A 16211-nucleotide genomic window follows, 5' to 3' on the forward strand; every position below is an offset into this window, starting at 1 on the left:
GCTTATAGCTAGGGCTGCGGAAGTAAAATCCTCAGCGAGACACCCATGGATGGGTCTTCTGGTGTCTCAAACCAAATTGCCCCTTTGTAGCTGTGAATTATCTCATCACATAGTGCCAAGCCTAACCCTGTGCCTGGGTTTTGTTGGTCAGCTCTTACACCTCGTTGAAATAAGCTCTGGCTAGTATTACTGTCGATAGCTGGGCCATCATTACTGATCTCAACCATAATCTGATTATCAATATTAGTAACCTTGAACAAGATCGACTGATCAGCAAAACGGTAGGTGTTTTCTAATATGTTACCCATTATTTCCATTAGGTCATCTTTACTTAATGGCAGGGTTTGGTTATCTGGATAGTCAGAGACAAATTGGATCGACTTGTCAGTATAAATCTTGGTGAACATACCAACCAAGCTATCTAATACAGGCTTAAGTAGGGTGTCATTGGTGGTGATACCTTTCACTCCTAATGATGCTCGCTTTAGCTGACCTTGGATAAGGCTATCCATTTCGAGTAATTGTTGATTGATTTGATGGTTTTTAGTGGGTGATGAATCGTCTAGTAGTGCTTGGGATACAGCAACACGAGTCTTCAAGCTATGGGCGAGATCGTTCAGTGACCGTTTATAACGTTCCTGATTTTCCTTTTGCTGGAACAATAGCTCATTCAGTGCACTAGTCACATTGTGCAGGTCTTCTGGGTAGCTTTCTGCTAGCTGGTTCTGCTTACCCTGTTTTATTTCGTGCAGCTCTTTTTCTAAGCGAACAAAGGGGGCAAAGCTGATGCGATAGAAGAGTAAAAGCAGGGCACTGATTAATGTCAGGGCTACTATCAATACACCTATCGTGGTGTATTTTAGTTGCTTTATTGGTTCCATCTTATGTTCGACTCTTTGAGTAAGGATTACCTTTCCATCTTCTTGATCTTTAAACCCTTTCCAAAGCATTGTGTGGACGATAAACGCGGCCCCACTCGGTTTCTCTACTAGCCGAATTGTATCGATTGGAAAATTGAGATCAGTACACAGGTTGTCTATTTGAGGACGTGAGATACCTAACTTTGCCAGCTGTTTGGTTCTTCGCTCAACGTCGATTGAAGTCCAAACTTGATGGCTGTTGTGGTCACATAAGATGACGCTGGTATTAGGTGACTCTTTGGCATAAAAGCTATTCCACTCAGTGAGTGGCGGGATCTCACCCGAGGAGAGGAGTTCGTTGACAATTGAAGGTAACTCTCGGAGCGTGTTTTTAGAATAGTCTTCAAACAGCTGGTGTTTTTGGGTGTTGTAATAGAACCAAGTGCTAGTCAGTACCATAGTAAAAAGAATGGAAGCAGCAGTGGCAAAGGTACGTCGTCTAAACTGGGTTTTATACAGTCTTTTCATATCATTTCGCTTCTATTTCGAATCGATAGCCTTGTCCTCGAACCGTGCTGATCAGTTTTTCTTCGGTATGTTGAGCAAGCTTTTTACGCAGCCGCGAAACGATCACTTCAATGTTATTAAGCTGAATGCCTTCTCCTTGGTCGTATAGCGAGTCCAAGATTTGTTGCTTGGAGACGATCTTCAAACTATGACGAATTAGATACTCGAAGATTTGGTATTCGAGTGCCGTGAGGTCGAGCAGCATTTCATTGTAGGTAATGCTTTTGGCTTGAGTATCAAGAGTCAGTGATTGCGCCTTGATTTGAGAGGCTGCAAATCCTTGATTTCGACGTACAAGTGCTTCAAGTCTGGCGAGCAGTTCTTCAAATTGAAATGGCTTGGTTAGGTAATCGTCGGCGCCACAGTTGAGCCCTTCAACTTTATCCTGCCAGTCACCGCGAGCGGTTAAAATCAGAATAGGAACTGTAATCTCTTTGCGGCGTATCTGCTTAATCAGCGTAAAGCCGTCGAAATCTGGCAGGCCAAGATCGATGATCATGACATCGGTATTGGGTTGTTTTTGAATGGTTTGTAGACAGGCTGATGCAGTTTTCTCTGCGTAAATGGTATGGCCAAGATCACCAAGTTGAGACGAGAGGTGATGATTTAATATCTCATTATCTTCAACCAAAACAACCAGCATTCAATATCCCTATATACAATAAGATTCAACTACATAGAGCTTACACTAGCTTAGGATAAAAAAAAGGAGAAGCCTAAGCTTCTCCTTGAGTTTCTGCTGTTTTATGTCACTCGGCGTTTACTTAGAACCGGTATAAACAACCAATACTTTGTCATCTTTGTATTGGCGTTCGAAGGCGTAATAACCCTTGCTGTTACGGGTGATGTGCTTACCTTGCGCGACAGCTGGGTGGCGTTGGCGGAATTGGCCAAGCGCTTGCCAATGTTCTAGCAACTCTGCACGTTCGCCGGAGATTTGATCCCAAGGCATGTCTGAACGGGTGCCTTGCATTGGATCGGAACCTGTTGGGCCAAAGTCACGGGCTATTTCATCACCGTAATAGATCTGTACCGCGCCCGGAGCAAGCATCAGTGCATTCGCGGCTTTGGTCTGCTTGGCAAAGTCGCTGCCGTGCTGTGTCCAGAATAGTGAGGTGTCGTGAGACGAGAGATAACTCAACACATTGAACTCGCTGTCACTGTTGATCTTGTCTGCGTAGCGAAGGTAATCAGCATCAAGATCGGATAGACACTTCAGCGCCTTAGGGGCGATGTCGCTCTGGAATTCAAAGTTGATGATCGAATCAAAGCCGTTAGCAAAGTAATCTGATTTGACTACGCTGTGTGCCCACACTTCGCCAGTCATCCAGAAAGGTAAATCATCTAAGGCTTTGTCTGGGTTGTTCTGTTTCCACTCAGCTAGTGCTTGGTTAGTGCTCTCTTTAAGCTCTGCCCAGGCGTCCAGTTCAACGTGCTTGGCAGTATCGACCCTAAATCCATCAACACCATATTCGCGCACCCAGTCAGACAACCAAGTGATCAGATGTTCACGAGGTGTTTTGAGTTCATCAGTCGCGCTGGTGGGTTTATTGCGATAGAAGTTAGGCAGCCCGGTTGTCTCTGTCGATTCTGTTTTGAAATCGGGCAGGTGCGCCAAAGACATGGTGAGGTTGTTGTAACCTGGAGAGTCATAAGCGCCAATATCGCTGCGCAGCCAAGCTTTGCCCCACCACTTTTCCCACGCTTCTTTGTCGCTGTAAGATATGTAGTTGTTGAAGTAGTGCCAGTTCTGGCCAGCTTCTGGTTGCCAGTCCGTCCAGTTTTCGCCAAGCGTTTGTTTGGCTTCTTCATCAGTTAGGTTGAGTTTGCCAAAGTCGAACTCTTGCATGTCGGCAAGCGTCGCGTATCCCGTGTGGTTCATTACCACGTCCCAAACAACACGAATGCCTTTGCTGTGCGCGGTATCGATGAAGGTTTTCAGCTCGTCTTCGGTACCCATGTTGTCATCAAGCTTGGTCCAATCTTGGTGGTAGTAACCATGGTAGCCATAGTGTTTGAAATCACCGCGATCACCGCCGCCAACCCAGCCGTGAATTTGCTCTAACGGAGACGTTATCCAGATAGCATTAGCACCGAGTGATTCTATGTAATCGAGTTTTTCGGTTAAGCCTGCCAAGTCACCACCGTGGAAGGTGCCGATTTCGTCTTGTCCGTCTTGGCTGCGACCATAGCTGTTGTCGTTATCAGGGTTGCCGTTGTGGAAACGGTCGGTCATGACGAAGTAGACCGTAGCGTTGTCCCAACTAAAGTCAGCCTTGGTTTCTGGTTCTACTCTCTCCAGCAGCAGAACACCTTGGCTGTTTTCTGCAGGTTGCATGGTGACGCTGCCATTAGTCACTGTGACTTGTTTGCCTGAAAGAGCGTCTCTTACCACGGTGCCATCATCAAAGGTTTGAGTAACATCTATGGTGGTTGGTTGGTCACTGGGTACTGGACAGGCAAAGCTTTGTACTTGCTTCTGCTTTGGCTTTACCTGAACCGTGAGTTCATTGGTCTGTGGGTTGAGCGTAAATTGATAGGTGTTAGCGCGAAAGACTTTAATAGCGATTTCAGATTTATCGGTGCAGTCGTCTAGGCGAAGGGGTTTATTGAACTTGATACGACTCTCTTCGGCCAGCGCATAGTTAGTGCCACAGGTATTTTGAGTATCGCTGATAGAGAAGGTATAGCTACCTTTAGCGAGTTCCTGTTCAGCGATAACAGTGCCTTTTCCTGTCGATTCAAATACGACAGTGTTGTTATCGATCGTCAGCAATAAGCTGTCATCACTGGTTTGGCTGCATGCGCTGAGTGCGAGTATTGAAAGCGCGAGTACTGTTTTTTTCATTGTTCCCTTCCCCTGAATAAACAGGTCAGTTATAGCAAACAATGCCCTCTACAGTCTGAGCGCTGATTCATTCAGATAATCAATAACACCTCTACAAACAAATGCTTGGTTCACAAAAACAAAAAGGGAAGCTTTCGCTTCCCTTTGGGTATTTACCTTTGGTTGCTCAGAGTATGACTGAGAGCAACTGTCTCACTCGTGCTTATTTTTGCAGTAGAGAGATGTCAGCAATCTGTAGGAACAGGTTACGTAGGTTGTTCAGTAGCGTTAGACGGTTCTTCTTAAGCGCTTCGTCATCAGCCATAACCATTACGTTATCGAAGAATGCATCAACGGGTTCACGTAGGTCAGCAAGTTTGCTTAGGGCTTCTTGGTAGTTGCCTGTCGCGAATGCTGGTTCTAGTGCTTCCGTCATTACTTCAACGTTTTCAGCCAGTGCTTTCTCTGCGTCTTCTTGAAGAAGCGTTAGGTCGATTTCAGCTGGTAGCTCGCCATCGAATTTCGCAAGGATGTTACCTACACGCTTGTTCGCTGCTGCTAGTGCTTCTGCTGCTTCCAGTTCACGGAAGTGAGAAACCGCTTTAACACGTTGGTCAAAGTCAGCTGGCTTAGTTGGACGACGTGCTAGTACCGCTTGGATGATATCAACGCTGAAACCAGCATCTTGGTACCATGCGCGGAAACGACCTAGCATGAAGTCGATAACGTCAGCTTCTACGTTTTCGTTAGTCAGCTTGTCGCCTAGTAGTTCTTTCGCTTTACCGATCAGATCCGTTAGGTCTAGGTTGTAGCCGTTTTCAACGATGATACGTAGCACACCTAGTGATGCACGACGTAGAGCGAATGGGTCAGAACCTTTTGGTGCTTGGCCAATACCGAAGATACCTACGATAGTGTCTAGCTTGTCTGCCATTGCAACTGCTGAAGAGATACCCGTGCTTGGTAGGTCGTCACCAGCGAAACGAGGCATGTACTGCTCGTAAAGTGCTAGTGCAACTTGCTCGTCTTCACCATCGTGAGTCGCGTAGTGCATGCCCATTACACCTTGTGTATCCGTGAATTCGAATACCATAGATGTCATTAGGTCACACTTAGCCAGTAGGCCTGCGCGCTTAGATTTCTCAACGTCAGCATCGATTTGCTCAGCGATGTAGCCAGCAAGTTCTGTGATGCGGTCTGTTTTGTCTTTGATAGTACCAAGCTGCTTCTGGAAGATAGCTTGGTCTAGCTCTGCAAGACGGTCGATCAGCGGGCGCTTACGGTCTGTGTTGAAGAAGAACTCAGCATCAGCAAGACGTGGACGTACCACTTTCTCGTTACCTTCGATAACGTGACGAGGCTCTTTAGACTCGATGTTTGATACGAAGATAAAGTTAGGAAGTAGCTTCTTGTTTTCGTCGTAAACAGGGAAGTACTTTTGGTCACCTTTCATGGTGTAAACCAAAGCTTCTGAAGGTACTTTTAGGAACTCTTCTTCAAACTTCGCTGTAAGTACTACTGGCCATTCAACCAGAGACGTTACTTCTTCAACAAGGTCATCTTCTAGGTCAGCTTTACCGCCAACCGCTGCTGCCGCTTTTTGAGAGTCAGCAAGGATGATCGCTTTACGCGCTTCGTAATCCGCCATTACTTTACCGCGCTCTTCTAGGATCGCAGGGTATTGGTCAGCAGAATCGATTGTGAACTCTTGTTCGCCCATGAAACGGTGGCCACGGATAGTACGAGCAGATGCTACGCCTAGGATTTCGCCTTCAACAAGCTCATCACCTAGTAGTACTGTCAGTGTTTTCACTGGACGGATAAATTGAATGTCTGAGTTACCCCAGCGCATTGCTTTAGGGATTGGTAGGCCAGCTAGTGCTTTCGCAGCGATGTCCATCACCAATTCTTGAACAGGTTTGCCAGCTACTTCTTGTTTGAAAAGAAGCCACTCGCCTTTGTCTGTTTTCAGACGGTCAGCTTGCTCAACAGTAATACCGTTACCACGAGCCCAACCTTGTGCTGCTTTAGTCGCGTTGCCTTCTGCATCGAATGCTACAGAAACAGCAGGACCACGTTTCTCAACCACTTTGTCCGCTTGGCCTTCAGCCAGTGCAGTTACTTTAAGTGCTAGACGACGAGGTGCTGCGTACCACTTGATGCCTTCGTGAGAAAGCTCAGCTGTTTTAAGACCTGCTTCAAAGTTAGAAGCAAATGCTTCTGCTAGAGAACGAAGTGCTGTTGGTGGAAGCTCTTCCGTACCCAGTTCAATTAGAAAATTCTTCGCCATGATTATTTGTCCTTCTTACACATTGGGAAGCCAAGCGCTTCACGTGACGCGTAGTACGCCTCAGCAACTGATTTAGTCAGGTTGCGGATACGAAGGATGTAACGTTGACGCTCTGTTACAGAGATAGCTTTGCGCGCATCAAGGATGTTGAATGCGTGACCTGCTTTTAGAATGCGCTCGTAAGCAGGAAGCGGAAGTGGCTTCTCAAGCTCAAGTAGCTCTTTACACTCTTTTTCGCACTGATCGAAGAAAGTGAATAGGAAATCTACGTCTGCGTGCTCGAAGTTGTAGGTTGATTGCTCAACTTCGTTTTGGTGGAAGATGTCACCGTAAGTCACGTTAGAACCGTCTGGTGCTACGTTCCATACTAGGTCGTAAACAGAATCTACTTCCTGGATGTACATTGCTAGACGCTCGATACCGTAAGTGATCTCACCTGTTACAGGTTTACACTCAAGGCCGCCAACCTGTTGGAAGTAAGTAAACTGTGTTACTTCCATGCCGTTTAGCCATACTTCCCAACCAAGGCCCCATGCGCCTAGTGTTGGGTTTTCCCAGTTATCTTCAACGAAGCGAATGTCGTGAACAAGTGGGTCAACACCAAGAACCTCTAGGGAGCCTAGGTACAACTCTTGGATATTGTCTGGCGATGGTTTTAGCGCTACTTGGAATTGGTAGTAGTGCTGCAGACGGTTAGGGTTTTCACCGTAACGGCCATCGGTCGGACGACGAGAAGGTTGAACGTAAGCTGTAGACATTGGCTCTGGGCCAAGTGCTCGTAGACATGTCATTGGGTGAGAGGTGCCTGCACCTACTTCCATATCTAGAGGTTGAACAATGGTACAACCGTTTTGAGCCCAGTAATCCTGCAGCGCGAGGATCATTCCCTGGAAGGTTTTGATATCGTATTTTTGCATAGTCAGGTTCGCGCGATTCTTTTAAATGAATGAGAAAAATAACCTCTGAGTATACCGAGATATTCGTAAAGCGAGTAGGGGTAATCTTGTTTAATTAGTGGTCTAAAATGTCGTTTAGTGGATTTTTTTGCCTTTAATGTTTGTTTTTCGGCACAAGTGGATATTTTGATAAGTTTGACACTTGTGTTTGAAAGCGTGGGTGATTAAAATCTCGCGGTCTTTGGGGAGTAGCTTACTTATTCATATCCTATTGAATGAGTTCGTTCGTCAACATAATTGATGCAAAATCATCATGGCGTTCGAGGCAACCACCACCTTGGTGGCGCTTAGCAAGACCTTAGACAAGCATCGTGAACCGGGATGGGGCGCGAGGTTTGTCTTTGGTTAAATATAATAATCTCCATCCCAAATGAGCATGTCGTGAGCGTTTTAGCAATTTCAATTACAACTGTCGCCTTAGCCGAGATCGGTGATAAGACTCAGTTGCTATCTCTTTTATTAGCCAGTCGATATCGCAAGCCGATACCTATCATCGCGGCTATCTTCTTTGCCACCATTGCCAATCATGCCCTTGCAGCATGGCTCGGGGTTGTGGTCGCAGATTACTTATCTCCTGAAGTCTTAAAGTGGGTGCTGGTGGTCAGTTTCATTGCGATGGCGGGGTGGATTCTGATTCCGGATAAGTTAGATGACGATGAACAGATCTCAAACCGAGGCCCGTTTGTCGCCAGCTTTATCGCTTTCTTTATTGCTGAGATCGGTGATAAAACCCAGATTGCGACCTCTATCCTAGGGGCTCAATATGCGGATGCATTAGCGTGGGTGATTCTGGGTACAACCATTGGTATGTTGCTGGCGAATGTGCCTGTGGTGATCATCGGTAAGTTGTCGGCGGATAAGATGCCGCTTGACCTGATTCGTAAGATCACGGCCTTGTTGTTCGTTGGTTTGGCTATTGCTGCGGCTTTCTATTAATAGGTGGTATTGAGGCTAATTATACTCAATTAGTAGAGTAATGTGTTGTAGGTCATACTCTTACAGTATTGTGGGGGTTATCGAGCGAACGGACATATAACTGTCATACTTGTCATGATATTTTAATCTTGTGAGTTAAGAACACGAGGGCATGATTATGTTGACGCGTTATATGGGTATTACTCCACAAAGCCAAAGTTATCTATTTACCTTTGGTCTTGCACTTACACTATTAGGCATGGTGTTGACGGACATGTGGCTACCAATGGTCGCGGGTGCCATCATCATGACTGCGCTTGCGGTAGAGGCTTGGATTCGGGTCGCGCATATTATTCCGATGCGCAAAGATATCCGAGAAATTCAGCATCAGCTGGAGCATCTGCAAAACAAGTCTAGAAGCGAATAAACAAAAAGCCGCTGGTACTCTGAGTTCTATTTAAGAACATAAGGTACCAGCGGCTTTTTTGATACTTGATAGTCGGTGGGGCGCTACGCCTCCAATCCCTTTCTGATCAAATACTGGTAAGGCAACGTTTCTGTTGCTTGGCCTACCAACTGGTGATCCATGAATCGACAAAAGCTCGGAATATCTCGAGTTGTCGAAGGATCGTCAGCCTTTACCAGTAACACATCGCCATCCTGCATGTTTCTAATTGTCTTCCTGACCATCATTACTGGTTCTGGGCAACGCAGGCCTTCAGCTTCTAAAGTATGGGTTGCCAGTTCAGGTTTGAATGTCATGGTTTGTATCTCTATATCTATCTAACGAGTGAATAATACGTCTGCAGAAAAAATATGCAATAAGTGCTTGGCAAACAGAATCATTTCCTATAACTTAGTTAACAAGTTGATAACAACTTGAAACAAAGGCAACTAGCTAAGGAGTGGCGATGTTGACAGGATTAGATAGATTAACAATTTATTCGGTTCTCTGTTTTATTTCTTTTTGTGCGTTAGTACTACGTTCATCGACAGAGACCTCACTGATGCCTATTTTTGGCATAGTAGCAACGATTATTGGTATTTGGGTGGAGATGCGCCGTTGGCAAGGTATAGCCGAAGAGCGAGAGCACTAACCCGAATACAACAAGCAAATTCCGATACGACAACATTCCGACACTATCCCCAGATTTTCTTGGGCTTCCCCGCGTAATTGCGGGATTTTTTTTATCTAAAGCATGCTATAAACAACTTAGTGATCAATGACAATCGTATACAGCTAGGTAAGTGGTGTGGAATTAGAAGACATCTATCGTAGAGACCTGAATTTATTGGTCGCTTTAAAGGTATTGATTGAAGAGGGTAGTGTTAGCCAGGCCGCGATTCGTCTTAACTTAAGTCAGTCGGCAACCAGCCGAGTATTAGGGCGCTTAAGAGAGTTACTCAACGATCCTTTGTTTACGCGCCAAGGTCAGCACCTTATCCCCACCAAAAAAGCACTTGAGATCAGCCAACGCATTGATCAGCCTTTAGAATCATTCCGTCAACTGCTTAGCCCGAGTGATTTCGACCCTTATTATTGTAGCGAGCGTTTCCTGATTGCGACCACTGACTACGCGATGCAAACCATCCTACCTTATGCACTACCGAAGATTTATGAGCAAGCGCCGAACATCTCTTTGGAGTTTGCACCGCTGCAGCATGAACATTTGTTTAAGCAACTCAGCACCGAACGCGTTGATATGGCGATCTGTCGTCCGAGTGGCAGCATTGCACCACTTCATCAAGAGGTCTTAGGGCCGGTTGGTGTGTCGTGTCTGTTATCTAAAAACCATCCATTGGCGGACCAGCCTTTAAGCCTTGAAGACTATGTATCACTCCCGCATGCGATGATTGCGATCAGTGATGGTGTTAAGGCTTTATTAGACAACGCGTTAGCTAATCAACAGCCTCGAAAAATGGTGTTGCGTGCTTATCACCTTGAAGCCGCATTGGCGATTGTTGATAGAATGCCGTTGGTGATCACTGTACCTGCTGATTTGGCTTATTTGGTGGCTGAGCGTTATGACTTAGTCGTCAAGCCGCTGCCATTCGAGTTTATGCCGTTTGATTACTCACTGATCTGGCACTCGCGTTGCGACTCTTCTGCTTCACAACAATGGTTGAGAAGAGTGGTCAAAGAGGAATGTGGTGAGTTGATTCAAAAACGGATTGCGGATGTCGGCTTGGGTTAGCTAAGACTTGGTTTAGATTCACTCGACCCAAATGACAAAAACGCAAAAGGGCTGATATAAATCAGCCCTTTGTTGTTTTGGGTTATCCAAGCCTAACGCTGGCGCTTAAGGTTTGATAACTTTGTGATTGAGAATCTATAGTTTAATGACTACGCGACCAGTGATTTGACCGTTAGTGATGTCTTCTGCGGCTTGAATTGCACCGTCTAAAGGCACTTCTTTGGTTGCTTGAGCGTAGAAAGATTCTGGTAGTAGCTCAGCCAGTTGCTCCCACGCTTTAATACGTTTTTCACGAGGGCACATTACTGAATCCACACCTTGTAGGCGAACGTTACGCAGAATGAATGGCATTACCGTTGTTGGTAAGTCAAAACCGCCTGCTAGACCACACATCGCAACTGCACCGTTGTAATCAATTTGCGCCAATACCTTCGCAAGCACTTTGCTGCCTACGGTATCGATAGCGCCAGCCCACAGTTGTTTCTCTAGTGGTTTCGCTGGTTCTTCTAGTTCAGCACGCTCTACAATACGTGTCGCGCCTAATGATTTAAGTAGTTCACCGTTTACAGAAGCACGGCCAGTAACTGCTGCGACTTTGTAACCCAGTTGGTTTAGTAGAGTGATAGATACACTGCCTACACCGCCACTTGCGCCTGTTACTAGGATTTCACCGTCTTCAGGTTTGATGCCTGCATCTACGATAGCTTGCACACAAAGCATCGCAGTGAAACCAGCTGTGCCAATCGCCATTACTTTCTTAGCGTCAAGACCTGCAGGCATTGGTACTAACCAATCACCGTTTAGGCTTGCTTTCTCAGCCATGCCGCCCCAGTGACCTTCACCAACACCCCAACCCGTTAGAACAACTTCGTCGCCCGCTTTGTAGCGTGGGTCATCAGATTGTGAAACCACACCAGAAAGGTCGATACCCGGAACCATAGGGAAGTTGCGAACAATGCGCCCTTTACCTGTAATCGCCAAACCATCTTTGTAGTTCAAAGAAGAGTAGCTAACATCAATCTTCACGTTACCTTCTGGTAATTGAGACTCTTCAATTTGAGAAACTGACGCGATAGTTTTTTTGTCTTCTTGGTTTAGTACAAGTGCTTTAAACATGATCTGCTCCGTGGAGGAATATTAGGAAACTGAAGTAACTTTAGTTGAATCATCCGAGAAAAAATAATGAAACATCAACATTGAATCTATGCGTTTTATGCATAGATGTAAGTAGTGATTTTCTTTCGCTAAGTTCGCTGAACGAATCAATGTATTGTTGGATGTCGAGTAATAAAAAGTGCAGCTATATAAATATAGCTGCACAAAAGATTACCCTTCAAGTATTACCGTCAGTGATCGCTATGGGCGTTCAAATACCGTTGCAATACCTTGGCCTAAACCAATACACATGGTCGCTAAGCCGTATTTCACATCTTGTGCTTCCATCAGGTTGATTAGGGTCGTCGAGATACGAGAACCAGAACAGCCTAGTGGGTGACCAAGAGCAATCGCACCGCCGTTAAGGTTTACTTTCTCATCAACCACATCCAGTAGACCTAGGTCTTTCGCACATGGAAGAGATTGAGCAGCAAACGCTTCGTTTAGCTCAATTACACCCATATCTTCAATGGTTAGGCCCGCACGTTTTAGTGCTTTTTGGGTTGCTGGTACTGGGCCGTAACCCATGATTGAAGGATCACAGCCTGCGATAGCCATCGACTTCACGCGAGCACGAATCTTAAGGCCAAGTGCGTTGGCTTTCTCTTCGCTCATGATAAGCATTGCAGAAGCACCATCAGACAATGCTGATGAAGTACCTGCTGTTACCGTACCGTTTGCTGGGTCAAATACAGGACGCAGTTGGGATAGGCCTTCAACCGTGGTTTCAGGACGAATCACTTCGTCGTAGTCTAGGGTAAATAGAGAACCATCTGCTGCGTGAGCTTCGGTTGGCAGGATTTCATTTTTGAAACGACCTTCAACTGTTGCTGCTTGAGCGCGAGCATGTGAGCGTGCTGCGAATGCATCTTGGTCTTCACGGCTAATACCGTGCATTTTACCTAGCATCTCAGCGGTTAGGCCCATCATACCGGCAGCTTTCGCTACGTGTTTCGACATGCCAGGGTGAAAATCAACACCGTGGTTCATTGGTACGTGGCCCATGTGCTCCACACCACCGATCAGGCAGATTTCAGCATCACCAACCATGATAGAGCGAGTTGCATCATGCAGAGCTTGCATAGATGAACCACATAAACGGTTGACCGTCACCGCACCAATCTCAATCGGTAGACCAGCAAGCAAGGCAGCGTTACGTGCAACGTTGAAGCCTTGCTCTAGCGTTTGTTGTACACAACCCCAGTAAATATCTTCAATTTCGACAGGGTTTACTTCTGGGTTGCGCTCTAAAATGCCTTTCATCAAATGTGCCGACAGATCTTCAGCACGAGTGTGACGGAAAGCTCCACCTTTGGAACGTCCCATTGGGGTACGAAGGCAATCAACAACAACTACATTTTTCATTTTGCTATTCCTTTTCCAAATGTGGGTTACAGAGAACTGGCTTGTTGGCTGTCGTAAAAGCTTTCGCCCTTCGCTGCCATATCAAGCAATAGCTGAGGTACTTGGTACATTGCACCTAAGTCTTGGTAGCCTTTCGCCATTTCAACGAAGTTACCAATGCCCACACTGTCTAAGTAGCGGAATACGCCGCCTCTGAATGGAGGGAAGCCTAAACCGTAAACCAGTGCCATATCCGCTTCTTGCGGTGTCGCGATAATGCCTTCTTCTAGACAAAGCACCACTTCGTTGATCATTGGAATCATCACGCGCTGGATAATTGTTTGGTCATCAAAGTCTTGCGGTTGTTGGCATACGTCAGCCAAGATAGGAAGAATGTCTTCAGAGAAGGTCTTCTTAGGACGACCGCGTTTGTCTACGCTGTATGTGTAGAAACCGCTGCCGTTCTTCTGACCGTATTTTTCAGCAACGTAAAGTGCGTCGATCGCATCACGACCTTCTTTACCCATACGCTCAGGGAAACCTTGTGCCATTACAGCTTGTGCGTGGTGTGCTGTGTCTAGACCCACAACGTCTAGCAAGTAAGCTGGGCCCATTGGCCAACCGAACTTACGCTCCATCACTTTATCGATCTTAGTGAAATCAGCACCGTCACGTAGCAACATGCTGAAACCGCCAAAGTAAGGGAAAAGTACACGGTTTACGAAGAAGCCTGGGCAGTCGTTAACAACGATAGGGGATTTGCCCATCTTCGCTGCGTAAGCGACTACGCGATTAATGGTTTCTTCTGAAGTATGCTCGCCACGGATGATCTCAACCAAAGGCATGCGATGCACTGGGTTAAAGAAGTGCATGCCACAGAAGTTTTCTGGGCGCTTCAAAGATTTCGCTAACAGGTTGATCGGAATCGTTGAGGTGTTTGATGTAAGAACTGTGTCTTCACCCACGAGACCTTCAACTTCACTCAGCACTGCTGCTTTTACTTTAGGGTTTTCTACAACCGCTTCCACAATCACATCTGATTGTTCAACACCTGCATAATGCAGACTTGGAGTAATAGAAGACAGAATGCCTGCCATCTTGAATCCATCTAGGCGACCGCGTGATAAGCGTTTATTCAACAGCTTAGAAGCTTCGTTCATACCAAGGTCAAGAGACGCCTGTGCGATGTCTTTCATCATCACTGGCACGCCCTTTAACGCTGATTGGTAAGCAATACCGCCGCCCATGATGCCTGCGCCAAGTACCGCAGCACGTTCAGTTGCTTTATTTGCTGACTTACCCGCTTGCTTCGCTAGGCCTTTGATGTATTGGTCATTTAGGAATAAGCCGACTAGTGCTTTAGCTTCTTCTGATTTCGCTAGCTTGACGAAGTGCTTACGTTCGATATCGAGTGCAGCATCACGATCGCTTCGTGCCGCTTCTTCAATTGCAATCACAGAAGTGATTGGCGCTGGATAATGAGGTCCGGCTTTTTGAGCGACTAAGCCCTTAGCCATGGTAAAGCTCATCATCGCTTCTAGTTTGCTAAGCGACAATGCTGATGTTTTCTGTTTGCGGCGTAACTGCCAGTCTAGTTTTTCATTGGCAGCCAGAGATACGGTGTTGATTGCCGACTCTAGCAGCTGGTCTGTTTCTACAATCGCATCTAACAAGCCAACTTTTAGCGCTTCATCAGCACGGCATGCTTTGCCTTGAGTGATAATTTCCATTGCGCTGTCTGCTCCGATAACACGAGGCAGGCGCACACAACCACCAAAACCAGGCATGATACCGAGTTTGGTTTCAGGCAGACCTATGCTGGTGGTCTTGTCACCTATACGGAAATCGGTAGCGAGTACACATTCACAGCCGCCGCCAAGGGCATGGCCACGCATCATTGAAAGAGTTGGGACAGGAAGGTCTTCTAGCTTGCTGAAGATTGAATTAGCGAATCTTAACCATTCATCAAGTTCTGCTTCTGGCTTAGCAAATAAGCCAAGGAATTCAGTGATGTCTGCGCCTACAATGAACGCGTCTTTGTTTGAAGTTAAGATTAAACCACGTAATCCTGCGTGAGCATTAAGAGCATCTAACGCTTTGTCTAGTGATTCTAAAGTAGCAAGGTCGAGTTTGTTTACAGAGGCTGGAGCACAGAAGCTTAATTCCGCAATACCATCTTGTAATTCCTTTACCTGTAGGGTGTTAGCTTGGTAAATCATTGTCTATCTCCATGACATACAATCCACGATTGTTTGAGAGAATCTTGTTATCTTTCTATTATTGTAGAATACCTGGTAAGACCAGTTATCTTAGTCTGTACCTCTGCCAGATTAATTTCAATACATTTTTTAAACAATTGTTTAACATTGTGCGATAGCACAGATCCTCTAACCCTTATTATTCACGCGTGATACACTTCTCCGCTCTTATTTACTAAGTTAACGATATGAATGAACAGCCCTATTTAATACCGTCAGCGTCAGCTCTGTTTGAAGAAGAGATAAAAAAGAGCGTCTTTATTACGCATCTTGCTCATACTCCAAGTGTAGAAACTGCTAAACAGTTCGTAGAGCAGGTAAAAAAAGAGCATTCTTCAGCACGACATAACTGTTGGGGGTTTGTGGTTGGGCGACCTGAAGATTCAATGCTATGGGGCTTTAGTGACGATGGTGAACCCTCTGGGACTGCTGGTAAGCCCATATTGGCACAACTGTCTGGGTCTGGTGTTGGAGAGTTAACGGCTGTCGTCACTCGTTATTCTGGTGGAATCAAGCTTGGTACCGGTGGTTTAGTCAAGGCTTACGGTGGTGGAGTGCAACAAGCTCTCAAGCTGCTTCAAACTATCGAGAAAAAAATAACCACAAAATTACGGCTAGAGTTAGACTATGGCTTTGTGCCAATCGCACAATCCATCATGGCTCAGCATCAGGCTGTTGAAGTCCAAGCGGATTATGGTGTTCAAGTTGAGCTTATTATTGAAATAGAGCTCCTGCAGGTAGATTCGTTTACCCAAACCATGATCAATAAAAGCGGTGCTAAGGCACTGGTAACGAAAGTCAAAGACAACTAGGAAGTGTGAAGCATTTCGCTTCGTTCAATAGC

The 16211-nt window shown here is 45.9% G+C and carries 14 protein-coding genes and 1 riboswitch; of the genes, 5 read left to right on the forward strand and 9 right to left on the reverse strand.

Going from position 1 to position 16211, the window contains the following annotated elements; translation table 11 throughout:
* Positions 1-8: 8 nt before the first annotated feature.
* The 5 genes from OC193_RS00120 to glyQ form a co-directional block, all read right to left on the reverse strand.
* Complete coding sequence (locus tag OC193_RS00120) at positions 9-1388, reverse strand: ATP-binding protein (RefSeq protein ID WP_048657795.1); 1380 nt, start codon at positions 1386-1388, stop codon at positions 9-11.
* Position 1389: 1 nt separating this feature from the next.
* On the reverse strand, positions 1390-2070 hold the full coding sequence (locus tag OC193_RS00125; RefSeq protein WP_048657794.1) for a response regulator: 681 nt from the start codon (positions 2068-2070) through the stop codon (positions 1390-1392).
* A 117-nt stretch (positions 2071-2187) separates the two neighbouring features.
* Positions 2188-4275 (reverse strand): alpha-amylase, encoded by a 2088-nt coding sequence (locus OC193_RS00130; protein ID WP_048662707.1) that lies wholly within the window; start codon positions 4273-4275, stop codon positions 2188-2190.
* Between the two features lie 202 nt (positions 4276-4477).
* Positions 4478-6544: a glycine--tRNA ligase subunit beta gene (gene glyS, locus OC193_RS00135; RefSeq protein WP_048662708.1), complete on the reverse strand. Its 2067-nt coding sequence runs from the start codon at positions 6542-6544 to the stop codon at positions 4478-4480.
* Between the two features lie 2 nt (positions 6545-6546).
* A complete protein-coding gene (glyQ, locus tag OC193_RS00140) occupies positions 6547-7461 on the reverse strand; it encodes a glycine--tRNA ligase subunit alpha (RefSeq protein ID WP_017632669.1) in 915 nt (304 codons plus the stop codon).
* A gap of 210 nt (positions 7462-7671) precedes the next feature.
* Positions 7672-7847: riboswitch (yybP-ykoY riboswitch) on the forward strand.
* Between the two features lie 34 nt (positions 7848-7881).
* Between glyQ and OC193_RS00145 the strand changes: the two genes are divergently transcribed.
* Positions 7882-8436 (forward strand): TMEM165/GDT1 family protein, encoded by a 555-nt coding sequence (locus tag OC193_RS00145; protein ID WP_017058817.1) that lies wholly within the window; start codon positions 7882-7884, stop codon positions 8434-8436.
* Between the two features lie 151 nt (positions 8437-8587).
* Complete coding sequence (locus tag OC193_RS00150) at positions 8588-8842, forward strand: hypothetical protein (protein ID WP_017058818.1); 255 nt, start codon at positions 8588-8590, stop codon at positions 8840-8842.
* An 83-nt stretch (positions 8843-8925) separates the two neighbouring features.
* Here OC193_RS00150 and tusA read toward each other — a convergent pair whose 3' ends face one another.
* Entirely contained in the window at positions 8926-9177 is a 252-nt protein-coding gene (gene tusA, locus OC193_RS00155; RefSeq protein WP_004736675.1) for a sulfurtransferase TusA, read from the reverse strand.
* A 149-nt stretch (positions 9178-9326) separates the two neighbouring features.
* Here tusA and OC193_RS00160 point away from each other — a divergent pair, with 149 nt between their 5' ends.
* Positions 9327-9512, forward strand: a complete 186-nt coding sequence (locus tag OC193_RS00160) for a hypothetical protein (protein WP_048657791.1) — start codon at positions 9327-9329, stop codon at positions 9510-9512.
* 156 nt (positions 9513-9668) lie between these two features.
* Complete coding sequence (locus tag OC193_RS00165; RefSeq protein WP_048657790.1) at positions 9669-10610, forward strand: LysR family transcriptional regulator; 942 nt, start codon at positions 9669-9671, stop codon at positions 10608-10610.
* 135 nt (positions 10611-10745) lie between these two features.
* Here OC193_RS00165 and acuI read toward each other — a convergent pair whose 3' ends face one another.
* The 3 genes from acuI to fadB form a co-directional block, all read right to left on the reverse strand.
* Positions 10746-11726, reverse strand: a complete 981-nt coding sequence (acuI, locus tag OC193_RS00170; protein WP_048657789.1) for an acrylyl-CoA reductase (NADPH) — start codon at positions 11724-11726, stop codon at positions 10746-10748.
* Between the two features lie 240 nt (positions 11727-11966).
* The gene (gene fadA, locus OC193_RS00175) at positions 11967-13130 is read right to left on the reverse strand and encodes an acetyl-CoA C-acyltransferase FadA (RefSeq protein WP_017058821.1); all 1164 of its coding nucleotides are present in this window, start codon (positions 13128-13130) and stop codon (positions 11967-11969) included.
* Between the two features lie 26 nt (positions 13131-13156).
* Entirely contained in the window at positions 13157-15328 is a 2172-nt protein-coding gene (gene fadB / locus OC193_RS00180; RefSeq protein ID WP_048611252.1) for a fatty acid oxidation complex subunit alpha FadB, read from the reverse strand.
* Positions 15329-15555: 227 nt separating this feature from the next.
* On the opposite strand from fadB, the gene OC193_RS00185 reads away from it, so the two are divergent.
* Positions 15556-16179, forward strand: a complete 624-nt coding sequence (locus OC193_RS00185) for a YigZ family protein (protein WP_048657786.1) — start codon at positions 15556-15558, stop codon at positions 16177-16179.
* Positions 16180-16211 lie beyond the last annotated feature (32 nt).

This window comes from Vibrio crassostreae (assembly GCF_024347415.1).
In the GTDB taxonomy this organism is placed as follows: Bacteria; Pseudomonadota; Gammaproteobacteria; order Enterobacterales; family Vibrionaceae; genus Vibrio; species Vibrio crassostreae.